Below are 12,046 nucleotides of genomic sequence, written 5' to 3'. Positions count from 1 at the left end.
TTCTCCCCTTAATAAATCATTTTCCTCTGCATTTCGTACATGAACTTCCCAAGATGCAATATCCAAATAAATGAGATTAAGCCAATTAATACAAAATCGATATTACTAGCAGCTGTATATATAACGGCAGCCCACCATACATATGCCAATATTGTATTCGTAAATTCATACGCTTTATATCCAGCCTCATGCACAATGTGCTTTAATCCTTCATCTGCGTTTTTCGTCCACATTTTCATAGATTCCATATACGTTACACCTTGTTCAGGATATAGCTTATTATAACGATTTTTTGTTATAAGTCCGATAATTACTACAATAGTTAAACAAACAATAGAAGCTACTAAATTCCACACCGCAAATGAAACATTTGTATCCTGCAACAGTGCACGTCTACATGTAATAACTGCATATACAAACCATGCCTGCGTAACTATATCGCCTACACGTAAATATATACTTATAATGCCTAATTTTCTGCCTTGTACGCTCTCTTCTTCATCGCGTGCCTCTGCTAACATACGTGTATTCTTCCAAGTATAGTACATCATTAAGATTCCAAAAATAGTACATATACCTATAAATGTATTGGATGATAATTTTCTCGGTTCATCCGAGAGTAAATTTAAAGCTATATAAGACGTTAAAAATCCTCCTATCATACTTAATGCTATTTTCCCCACAGAATCAAATTGTTTTTTTCGTTTACTCTTCATCGTCCTCTTCCCCCTCTACTAACGTAAATATTTCCTCCACCGGTACATTGAAAATTTGTGCGATTTTTAACGACAATACGATAGATGGTGCATAATCCCCGCGCTCAATTAAACTAATCGTTTGCCGTGATGATCCAATCGCTTTCCCTAAATCCCCTTGTGATAAACGATGCTTTGCTCGCAATTCCCTCACTCGATTTTGAAGCTTCATATCTTCCCTCTTTTTCATTTATTTAATTAAAATTGTAAATAATATCCTTATCTTTGTCAATTATAATTGTCATTACGACTATAATAATTGACAAGATACTTATTTCTTATCCTGTATCAAATTCCTATAAAGAATGTAAAATGTGCATTAAACATAGTCTTAAAAATAAAAAAGGCAGTGCGTCCGCACTGCCTTACTAAATTTTGACATAGAATGGATTTCATATTAACTTGCGTTTTGTAATAATACTCGTTTTAACTGTTTGCGGAAACGAACTCCTAACGTAATAGCTACAATTACAATTACTCCAAAAATGATTTTACCGATGTGACCTTCTAGCACTCCAAAGATATCATGTAAGTTTCCACCTAACCAGTAACCACCGATTAAGAAGAATGATACCCAAAATAGAGCGCCTGAATAAATTGTAATGGCAAAACGACGGAATGGTAAATTAATAATTCCTGCAAAGTATCCTGTGAAATGACGTACACCAGGAATAAAGAAACCAATAAAAATCAGGAAGTACCCATACTTATCAAACCACATTCTCGTTAAGTCGATTTTTCTTTGCGTTAAAAATACGTATTTCCCATACTTTTGAATGAAAGGCATACCTAATTTATTTCCTAAAAAGTATTGAATCGTCATTCCTACACTTGTCCCAATAAAAGATAGAATAATTAAAATCGGTAAACTTAAATCACCCTTATGTGCTAAAAATCCCGCATATGCTAATGTTGGCTCTCCCGGAAACGGAAGTGCAATATATTCTAACAGCAAGCCGACAAGTACAACATAGTACCCGTATTGCTGAAATAATTCATGAATCCATTCCATGTCATCTCTCCTTTCAATCACGTACAACTTCTTACTATTATTGTATAAAAAAATTGTCGAAATAACTATCACAATAGCTTACATTTTTATTACATTTTTGTAAGGGTCACACTAATGATTTTCGTTCTTTATTAAATAGTAAAAATCATTTTTCAAGTCGAAATAGCGAAAAGGCGCATTAATAACATGCAAATTTTATCCAATTTTTAGCACTAAAAAACCTCTCTTATTTTGTTCTCAATAAAAAACCATCACAAACTCATGCTAACTTCATATTAGCTTCATATACGTATTGTAAGATTATATCGGAATTTGTTGAAAAATTTAACCAATATATGACTAAGCATTAATTTGAATAAATATAAGTCGTTTTTCGAAATTGAAAAAAGGGTGAATACGAAATGGAAGCATATAAAATGCACGATTTTATTAATACAAATGTTGAATCTCATCAAAATGAAACCGTTTTTAATTTACAAATATGTGAAACAAGTGAATTTGACGTAAGTTTAACAAAATCTACAACACTATCTTTTATCGTTTCAAAAAAGAATATTAAAATTGTCACGAAAAAATGGATTAATTCAAATCAAGAAAGCATGATTGGCAAAAGCTACATCATTCCAACAAAAGCTTTTCATTATTTCTTACCAATCATCTCTGAAAATGAAGATGAGCTAAATATTCAAGTTCAAAGTTTTGGACTACGTGGTGAGCTTTTATTAAATGAAAGATTACTTATTGATAACAACAACAAACACAACAGCAAAATCACTACATTCTTTGAAACATTAGATGAAAATGTAAATAAAGCATTACGAGGATTACAACTTCATTGTATGTAAGACTCTTACGATAGTAAAAGGAGAATAACAATGAAAAAATTATTATTAAGCGCACTATTATCATTAGGATTTTTAACTCTTCCATTCGCTAGCGCAGAGGCAGCTACAACGAAAGATCAATTAATCGTAGACACTCAGTTAAATAAAATGGATTATTATCAGGATGGAAAATTTATAAAAAGTTTTACTGTCGCTACTGGAAAAGCTGCAACACCTACACCTAAAGGCACTTTTCAAATCGTAAATAAAATTAAAAATCGCCCTTATTATACAGGCAAAATTAAAGGCGGCGATCCACGTAATCCACTTGGTGACCGTTGGCTCGGATTAAATATGGCAGGAACTTACGGAACAACTTATGCGATTCACGGAACTAACAATAATCAAGCAATCGGCAAATGGACAACACTTGGTTGTATTCGTATGTATAACAATGATATACACTGGTTATTTGAGCGCGTTCAGCAGCAAGCTACTGTCACTGTAAAATAGCCTAAAAACAAGATTTATGTGTAGCCAAGAATTTTATGTCTTGGCTTATTTTATTTATTCATTTACAGTAGCAAAACAACTGTATTTACATATATAATAGGAATAGATTTGATTAGCTAACATTTAAACATTGATAAACGTAGATATTAAAATTATACAGTTATAATGTTTTATAAATTTTATAATACATACTATAATAGAACTACTGTAATTCTGAACCATTCAGTAACACTAAACTATTCCCCTTGCTACCTTCATGATTATTTTATAGCGGGGGCTTATTATATGTATAAACAATCTGAGTCACTCGAAAAATGATGAATTCGAATATTGCAGTAAAAAGCGTTATTTAGGAGGTGTTACTATGACGCATATACTGGTGATTGAAGACAACCCAGATATACAAGAACTTATTCGTGAATTTCTAATGGCACAAAACTTTACAGTTGATGTAGTTGGTGCTGGAACAGAAGGTATTCTTCTTTTCCAAAAAAATTCATACGATCTTGTCCTCCTCGATGTAATGTTACCAGATATAGATGGCTATAGTATTTGTAAAATTATGCGAGGACAATCTGATGTACCAATCATTATGTTAACAGGCTTACATAATGAAGAAAGTGAAATTAAAGGATTTGAATTAGGTATTGATGACTATATTACGAAACCATTCCATTACACTGTATTTATTAAGCGTGTAGAGGCTGTATTAAGAAGGGCAGCAACGAAGGAAGCAGAAGCTGCAACTATACTACAATTCCATGAGTTGATGTTAAACTCTACAGCATATGCAGCTTATGTTCATGGTAATCAAATTGAATTGACAACAAAAGAATTTGAAATTATTTATACTTTACTGCAAAATCGAGGAAAAGTATTATCAAGAAGTGATTTGTTGAATAAGGTATGGGGCTATGAACATTATGGTGATGTAAGAGTTATAGATACACATATTAAAAACTTAAGAAAAAAATTAGGAATTCCTTATATTAAAACGGTGAAAGGCATTGGCTACAAAATCGAATCGTAGCAAAGACAACATCACCAAAAATATTTTCATCAAAACCTTATTATTTTGTATTCTTTTATCACTTTGTCTTTATCAAATTATTTACTTTCTAGCTTCAAACTACGATAAAGAACGTTTTGCGAAAGAAAATGGAACGCCGACTACAGAACAGGCCGATTCAGATAAGCAAAACGACGGAAGTAAAACGAAGCAAAATAAAGCTGTGTCAGAGGGGAGTATTTCTAATTTCCAATCTTCTATTATAGATTATAAATCTCTTTCTACAGCTATCAATCACCTTTTGCAGCCTAGCCAAACTGTAAAGGCAAAAGAACATACACAAAATCTTTCGGGGAAAAATAGCACTTCTAATCCGCCTACAGAAGCAGAAAAGAAAGCCGCTAATAATGATGCCTTACATACACAAAATGCAGCAAGTAAAACAAATGATACAAATGATAATCCAAAGTTAGCAGATGCGTTGCAGCAATTAGCTCCACATATTGGCGCGACAATGCTTGCATTATCACTACTCGGATCTTTAATTTATACAAAACTAATTGCCAAACCTTTTCAATATATGAGCGATGCTTTAAAAGATATTATGAATCTTGATTTCTCAGATAAAAAGCTACTTAACAAAAATACAGATCAAACAGATTTTAATTTGCAAGTAGCTGCTTCACAAGTACCAAATATTGTGAAGAATTTACATGCAAGCAATCAAGATTTAAGAAATGAGCTCAAGAAGGAACAACAATTAGAACAATCTCGTAAAGAATTTATGTCTATGGTATCCCATGAATTAAAAACACCAATCGCAGCCGTTATGGGACAACTAGATGGCATGATTCACGGAATTGGAGCTTATAAAGATAGAGATAAGTATTTGAAACGTTCCTACGAGATGATGCAAGACATTAACATATTAACGGAAAAAATGTCGGAATTATCCAAAATACAAAACCCTCAATTTAAACCTAATTTAGAAGTCATTTCTTTATCTAATATTATTGAGGATGTTATGAAGAAAGTAGATTACTTTGTATCTGTAAAACAATTAAATGTACAATCTAATATTAAACACGACGTACAAATTTTAGCTGATCCTAAATTTATTCAAACTGCTATTTTTAACATTATTTCAAATGCAATTCATTATACAATTGACCATCAGCACGTATATATAAAGCTTTATGAAAAACCAAATGGTTACGCATTAGAAGTATTAAATACAGGTTCACAAATTGATGAAGATAAACTTGCTCATTTATTTGAGCCTTTCTATCGCGCAAACCCTGATAAACACGGTTTAGTACAAGGTAGTGGTCTTGGATTATATATCGTGAAACAAATATTAGATAAACATCAGTTTCCTTATGGGATACAAAACACGCCTCAAGGTGTAAAATGTTCTATTGTATTCCCAAAAGCAATGTAAAAACCTACTACAATTTCATACCCCAAATTCATACTTCGTATGAGTGGCGGAATTTTGTAGAGTATATGACTCTGTTTCGTTCGCCCGTTATCCTTATTTGGATAGCGGGCGTTTTTTATTACTTAAAAGGAGGATTTTTTATGGAAAAGTTTAAATATTCATTGCTCGTTTTATTCGGTGCTTGCAGCTATGGCATACTTTCAACTATTTTCAAACTCGGATTCATAAATGGATTTTCAGCACATCAACTCTTAGGGGGACAATATGTCTTCGGATGGATTGGACTATTTCTACTCGTTCTTTTCTTTTCACGTCATAAAGTAACAAAAAAACAATTCTTTTCCTTACTAACCGTCGGAACAACAATGAGTATGACCGGGATTTTTTACGCTATTTCTGTAGAAGAACTACCCGCATCTATCGCTGTCGTCCTACTCTTTCAGTTCACTTGGATTGGTGTCATTATCGAAGCAATTGCAAATCGAACATTTCCAAGCCGCGATAAGATTATATCTATCCTTATTTTATTTGCTGGTACATTGTTTGCAGGTGGTGTATTTGAAGGCCTCGGACAAAGTTTTTCTACGAAAGGGATTATCTTTGGACTATTAGCTGCTGTCTCTTTTTCATTCTATGTTTTTGCAAGCGGGCGCGTCGCTACGGATGTTCCGCCTTATACGAAAAGCTTCCTTATGACAACAAGCGCTACTCTTATCGTATGCCTATTCTTTCCGCCAACCTTTTTAACAGACAGTGCTTTGCAAGCCGGTCTATGGAAATATGCTTTCTTCCTCGGATTATTCGGCGTTGTTGTACCTGTCATTTGTTTTTCAATCGGTGTACCAAAGGTTGGAACAGGGCTTGGTACGATATTAGGTGCAGCTGAATTACCAACTGCTATTATTGCTTCTATTACACTTGTACATGAAGTCGTAACGTTCATGCAGTGGATTGGAATTATTTTCATATTGGTTGGGATCTTCACTCCTCAGCTGCTTACGGCTAGGAAAGAAAGGAAACAAAATCGCGTGCATAGCGCTTGAAAAAATACAGAATTTATATAAAAGATATAACTGCAATTAAAATAAGTAAATTTATCTGGAGGTATAAATGACTATTTTAAGCATCGTATTTTTTGCTATTATGTGTATCTTCTTCCTAATAAGATATATGAAAGAAAAGAAATTTTACGATTTACTTCTCATTCCCGTTTGTATATATGCAGGAGCAGTGAAAACTCCTTTCGTAGAGTACTTAAACTTTAATACTACATTTAAAATAACGTATGATATTGCAGCTATTATTCTTGTAATCCTTGCTGTACTTTTCTTTTTGAAAGATAAGAAAGAGAATCATACTGCATAACAAAAGACCTTTCATTTACTTGAAAGGTCTTTTTCTCTATCTCATTTTACCGCTCCATACAGCTTCTCTATCTCATGCTCAATTTGTTTTACATCGATTCGCTCAAATAATGGCTGTACGTTATCAATTCTACTTGGCAACGTATTTTGCGGTTCCCAATTTCGTTTCACAATCGACAATGTGTTTCGAACTCTTTCACTTGAAAATGGTAAAAACGGTTCAAGGAGATTTGCAAAATTAGCGATAAGATACACACAGTTATAAATCGTTTCTTCACATGAAACTGGATCATCTTCTCTTTGTTTCCAAGGCTGCTTTTCATCAAAATATTTATTTGCAAAACGTACTGCATCAAATATTGTTTCTAACGCCACCTTAAATTTAGTTTGCTCAATCGCCTCTCCTACATGTTTATATAATCCTTCTACTTTATCTTTCAGCTCTACCTCAATACTTCCCTTCGGCACGATACCACCATAATATTTTTCAATAAACTTTAATGTCCGGTTCACAAAGTTCCCGTATGCACCTAATAATTCACTATTATGACTGTAAATAAATTCCCGCCATGAAAAATCAGTATCGCGATTTTCTGGTGCGTTGACGGTTAAAAAGTAACGAATAGAATCTGGATCATAGCGTTCTAATATGTCAGGCACCCATACTGCCCAATTTTTACTTGTAGATAATTTTCTTTTTTCAACTGTTAAATATTCATTCGAAACGATATGACGCGGGATTGCTTCCTCCCCTATTCCAAGTAATACCGCTGGCCAAATGACCGAATGAAACGGAATATTATCCTTTCCGTGCACATAATATGTTTTCGCTTCGCTATCCCAAAACTCTTGATCATCTTTCCCTGTTTCTTCAGCCCAATGTTTACTCGCTGAATAATAGCCTGTCACTGCTTCAATCCATACGTAAATTTTCTTATCTTCATACCCTTCTACTGGAATTGGTACCCCAATTGGTAAATCACGTGATACGGCCCTATCTAGTAATCCTTCCTTTACATATCTCTCTGTTAGTTGAATCGCATTGTCGCGCCATGTCCCTGTTTGCTTGGCAATTTCTACAGCCCTTTTAATTTGCTCCTGAAATGTATGCAATGCGAAATAGAAATGCTCTGTTTCCTGTACAGATGGTGTACTACCACATAACTTACATTTCTTTTCTAACAAATCGAGTGGATCTAAAATAGCAGAACACGCATCGCATTGATCTCCTCTTGCTGCTTCATGGCAATGTGGACATATTCCTTCTACATAACGATCCGGTAAAAACTGCGTACACGTTTCACAATACGCTTGTTCCACTATTTTTTTATAAATATGTCCTTCTTCTAATAAACGTAAAAAAACATTTTGAACCGTTTCATGATGGTGCTCACTATCTGTACGTGTATAGCAATCATAAGTAAAACCAAGGCTACGAAAACATCGCTGGAACTCTTCATGATACTGATCAGCAATTTCCTTCGCTGTCACACCTTCTTGTTTTGCTCTAATTGCAATCGGTGTTCCATTACAATCACTTCCCGAAACATACAACACATTCTCACCTTTGGACCGGTAATAACGTGCTAAAATATCTCCAGGTAATAAACTCGCAATATGGCCAAGATGTAATGAACCATTCGCATACGGCCAAGCGCCCCCAATAAAAATACTCATCTTACATTCCTCCTTTAAAATATAAAAAGCCCCACCCCTATCTTAAAAAAGATAAGGGCGGGGCTGTATAAACAGTCGCGGTACCACCTTATTTCGCCAATTACTCACATAATTAGCCTTAACAAGTACGGAGCTATATACTCTTATACTGTGGTTTTGATAACGAGTACCAACTCTCGTCGCCGCCTACTATTATCATTCGATAAATTCAGGACGAAGCTCAAAGGCCATTGTTCAAATGAATATTCTTGCTTCTTCTCAGCTACCGAAGCTCTCTGGAAAGAATGTGTTCATCCTACTTTTCCTTTTCAACGCTTTTACGTATAACAAGTATTGTACGACTTAATCACAGAAAAATCAAACTTTTATCCAGAAAGAAAAGGAAATTCCATCCCCCCGCCGAATACCTATACGTTCACAAAAGGAGTGATAACATTGAACCAAAAACAACTAAGCACTATAAATGAAAAAAGCTGGAATACAGCTGCTTATGAAGCTTGGACGAATCGCCATGGGGCGCCAGAGGATTATGCAAAAAAAATTATGGAAGATCCCACACGCGAAGTAGCACATTATTTACCTTACATACAATCTCCAAAAGGAAAACGTATTATTAACTTACTCGGCTCAAAAGGAAATAAAGCTGTCGCACTTGCCCTTTTAGGCTCTGACGTAACAGTTGTTGATATTTCAGCAAGTAATGCAAAATATGCAAATGAACTTGCGGACGCAGCAGGTGTCTCTATCCAGTATGTCGTTTCTGATGTATTAAATGTGCAGCTCTCCGAATCATTTGATATCGTATTGCTGGAACTTGGTGTACTCCATTACTTTCTAGATTTAAAACCACTCTTTCAAAAAATTGCTCCTTTACTTAAGCGAGATGGAATGCTTATCCTTCGTGACTATCATCCTGTTTACACGAAATTATTAGGAGTCGACCACCCATCATTTCAGGCCAATGGAAATTATTTTGATGAAGAATTGATTGAAGATGATGTTGCTTATAGCATCCTTCTTACAGAAGCACAGAAAGAATCGCTACCTAAAACAACCATCCGTCGCTGGACGCTAGGAGAAATCATTACAACAATTGCAGAAGAACGTTTTAAAATCGAAAAACTAGTTGAAGAACATGGATCTCATCAAAGATGGGTCTTTCCTTCTACTGCACCAGAAGGAATCGAAGAACGTATCCCTGGTCTATATACAATAATTGCGACAGCATGCAAAAAAGGATCCCTTCACGGATAGGATCCTTTTTGCATGCTCACGCATATAAGTTGAGGTTGGAGATTACCATAATTCTGTAGAATAGGACACAAGATATTTCAACATTTCGTCTCTGACTTACGTCGTCAAAAAGGGGTATGACCAACATAACGAAGAGTAATGTTTTTAGTTGATACTGATAATCGTTATCAACTAATTAGAAGTATACATGATGTCATTTCAAATTTCAATAGCATTTCTAATATTTATTTATGAATTTTATGATATGCAAATGTATACATTTTAAGAACTTTTTCTAATATCAATCTGACTACTTCCATTATCTGCTATAATTTTCATTGAACAGATTAATAACTTCATAATAATGTTTTTATTAATTTTGTTTTAAATATCTATAAATCATAATAAATAGTTTAAATGAGGGTAGGGGTAACGATGAAATATGTTAGTATTCGAAAAAAACTACTGTTCACACTCTTAAGCATTTCTTCTTTATTTAGCATTGCTCTTATTGTGATTCTTTCATTCGCCATGAATCAAGCAAGTGAAATCGAAACGTTAAAAAATGATGTATCAAAAAGAGCGACGATTTTAAAAGAACGTGGCGATTGGTTCCAAGCACAAGTTGCTGGTTTACAAGAATATTTGCTATCACATGATCAAAAAGGATTAGATAAGTTCAATCGAGAAGGGAAAAAATTAGCTGATACTAGAGAGAAAGTAACAAGTGACAAGAAGCTCCCAGAAGGAATGAAAGAAGCTATTTTAATGGGGGGAAAATGGCGTAGCGTCATAGATAATGAGGTACTACCTCTTGCGCGTGAAGGAAAATGGGAAGAAGCATCCAAAATTGCTTTATCACAAACAGATTATGTAAATGATCTTTTAGGTCGTTTTAATAAATATACAAATGAAGAGAATGAGAAACGTGACGCATTAATTGCTGATGTCGAGTCTTCTTCATCACTTATTCAATATATTATTTTCTTCTCACTCATTACATGTACATTAACGTCTATCTTATTAGCATGGTGGTTCTCTGGTAAACTTGTTAAACCAATTCGACAAATTGATGAGAAGTTAAAAGAATTAGCTTCTCAAGATGGAGATTTAACGGCTAGATTACACGTAACAAGTAAAGATGAAATTGGTGACATTGCAAATTCCTTTAATCAAATGCTCACTAACTTACAGCATATAATAAAACAAGTTCAACAAACATCAACAAGTGTAAAAGAAGCTTCCGAAAATGTATTTATCGAAACAACCGCTTCTATGGAAAATACCGCAAGAACCCAAGAAACTATGAATACTCTTGAACACAATATTCGTTCACAAGTTTCTAGCATTGAAGAAAGTTCAACCGCAATGGATGACATGGCAACGAGTGTTCAGCGTATCGCTGAGTCCGCCTCTTCTGTTACTAGTTTAGCTGTCACAACTTCAGAAAAAGCAGATGATGGGAATAAAGTCATTGAGAAATCTATTACACAAATGCATACAATTAACGAAGCTGTTAACGCTACATCACAAGTAGTTGAGCGACTCATTACACATACAAATCATATAGATACTGCACTTCAATCTATTTCGAATATCGCCGACCAAACAAATTTACTCGCTTTAAATGCTTCTATTGAAGCAGCTCGTGCTGGTGAACATGGAAAGGGATTCGCTGTTGTTGCCGATGAAGTTCGAAAACTTGCTGAACAATCTCAACTAGCCGCAACTGACATTAACCATTTACTTCATCAAATTCAAGCTGATACAAAAATAGCAAATGACATGATGACACAAGGTCAAGCAGAAGCTTCTGAAGGAATTACGGTTATTCGTACCGCCGGATCTTCATTCTCAGAAATTGTTAACCACATTAACAAAGTCTCTACACAAATGCAAGAAATGTCTGCAACTGCTGAAGAGATGGCTGCAAGCTCTGAAGAAATGAACGCAGCTTTAAATACTATCGCTTCTATTTCAAACGAAGTTGCTGCAGAAACATCACAAACAGCACATTCGGCTGGTGATCAAGTAAACAAAATGAGTATCGTGGCTAAAAAATCATCTGAAATGAAAACAATCGTACAAGAACTTGAAGTTCTCGTCTCTCATTTCAAAACAAACGCTTAAAGTGAAAATGACACGAGCTCAAAGGTATAGGAATGAAAGTTTTACAGTCTCTCTTTTTTCACTTTAAAATATCTCTTTCTATCTCTCA

12 protein-coding genes and 1 other annotated feature are annotated in these 12,046 nt (G+C 34.5%); of the genes, 8 read left to right on the top strand and 4 right to left on the bottom strand.

Features of this window, described 5'->3' with window-relative positions:
* Positions 1–8: 8 nt before the first annotated feature.
* The 3 genes from ACTFP3_RS26245 to ACTFP3_RS26235 all read right to left on the bottom strand — a co-directional run bounded on the left by ACTFP3_RS26245 (position 9) and on the right by ACTFP3_RS26235 (position 1,767).
* Positions 9–716 (bottom strand): DUF3169 family protein, encoded by a 708-nt coding sequence (locus ACTFP3_RS26245; protein ID WP_098286421.1) that lies wholly within the window; start codon positions 714–716, stop codon positions 9–11.
* A complete protein-coding gene (locus ACTFP3_RS26240) occupies positions 706–927 on the bottom strand; it encodes a helix-turn-helix transcriptional regulator (protein ID WP_000776168.1) in 222 nt (73 codons plus the stop codon). The genes ACTFP3_RS26245 and ACTFP3_RS26240 overlap by 11 nt, the downstream gene beginning before the upstream one ends.
* A gap of 225 nt (positions 928–1,152) precedes the next feature.
* On the bottom strand, positions 1,153–1,767 hold the full coding sequence (locus ACTFP3_RS26235; protein ID WP_440011664.1) for a DedA family protein: 615 nt from the start codon (positions 1,765–1,767) through the stop codon (positions 1,153–1,155).
* A 401-nt stretch (positions 1,768–2,168) separates the two neighbouring features.
* Here ACTFP3_RS26235 and ACTFP3_RS26230 point away from each other — a divergent pair, with 401 nt between their 5' ends.
* From ACTFP3_RS26230 to ACTFP3_RS26205, 6 genes are all read left to right on the top strand, one after another.
* Complete coding sequence (locus ACTFP3_RS26230; RefSeq protein ID WP_000388769.1) at positions 2,169–2,612, top strand: DUF3978 family protein; 444 nt, start codon at positions 2,169–2,171, stop codon at positions 2,610–2,612.
* 30 nt (positions 2,613–2,642) lie between these two features.
* Positions 2,643–3,104 carry a L,D-transpeptidase gene (locus ACTFP3_RS26225; RefSeq protein ID WP_000735058.1) on the top strand — a complete coding sequence of 154 codons (462 nt, stop codon included), beginning with the start codon at positions 2,643–2,645 and terminating at the stop codon, positions 3,102–3,104.
* 364 nt (positions 3,105–3,468) lie between these two features.
* A complete protein-coding gene (locus tag ACTFP3_RS26220) occupies positions 3,469–4,134 on the top strand; it encodes a response regulator transcription factor (RefSeq protein WP_000148833.1) in 666 nt (221 codons plus the stop codon).
* A complete protein-coding gene (locus ACTFP3_RS26215; RefSeq protein ID WP_000201958.1) occupies positions 4,112–5,554 on the top strand; it encodes a sensor histidine kinase in 1,443 nt (480 codons plus the stop codon). The genes ACTFP3_RS26220 and ACTFP3_RS26215 overlap by 23 nt, the downstream gene beginning before the upstream one ends.
* A gap of 140 nt (positions 5,555–5,694) precedes the next feature.
* A complete protein-coding gene (locus ACTFP3_RS26210; protein WP_440011663.1) occupies positions 5,695–6,597 on the top strand; it encodes an EamA family transporter in 903 nt (300 codons plus the stop codon).
* A gap of 67 nt (positions 6,598–6,664) precedes the next feature.
* The gene (locus tag ACTFP3_RS26205) at positions 6,665–6,919 is read left to right on the top strand and encodes a hypothetical protein (RefSeq protein WP_000154129.1); all 255 of its coding nucleotides are present in this window, start codon (positions 6,665–6,667) and stop codon (positions 6,917–6,919) included.
* A gap of 41 nt (positions 6,920–6,960) precedes the next feature.
* Here the strand turns inward: ACTFP3_RS26205 and metG are convergent, their stop codons facing one another.
* Positions 6,961–8,595 (bottom strand): methionine--tRNA ligase, encoded by a 1,635-nt coding sequence (metG, locus tag ACTFP3_RS26200; protein WP_440011661.1) that lies wholly within the window; start codon positions 8,593–8,595, stop codon positions 6,961–6,963.
* A gap of 50 nt (positions 8,596–8,645) precedes the next feature.
* Positions 8,646–8,916 (bottom strand) — a binding site (T-box leader).
* Positions 8,917–9,030: 114 nt separating this feature from the next.
* Between metG and ACTFP3_RS26195 the strand changes: the two genes are divergently transcribed.
* Positions 9,031–9,849 carry a class I SAM-dependent methyltransferase gene (locus tag ACTFP3_RS26195; RefSeq protein WP_047792141.1) on the top strand — a complete coding sequence of 273 codons (819 nt, stop codon included), beginning with the start codon at positions 9,031–9,033 and terminating at the stop codon, positions 9,847–9,849.
* 414 nt (positions 9,850–10,263) lie between these two features.
* A complete protein-coding gene (locus ACTFP3_RS26190) occupies positions 10,264–11,958 on the top strand; it encodes a methyl-accepting chemotaxis protein (RefSeq protein WP_440011660.1) in 1,695 nt (564 codons plus the stop codon).
* Positions 11,959–12,046: the final 88 nt, after the last annotated feature.

It is taken from the genome of Bacillus cereus group sp. MYBK5-2, assembly GCF_051915685.1.
Classification (GTDB): domain Bacteria; phylum Bacillota; class Bacilli; order Bacillales; family Bacillaceae_G; genus Bacillus_A; species Bacillus_A cereus.
Note: the sequence above shows the minus strand (reverse complement) of the source record. Positions and strands in the feature narration are given on the sequence as shown.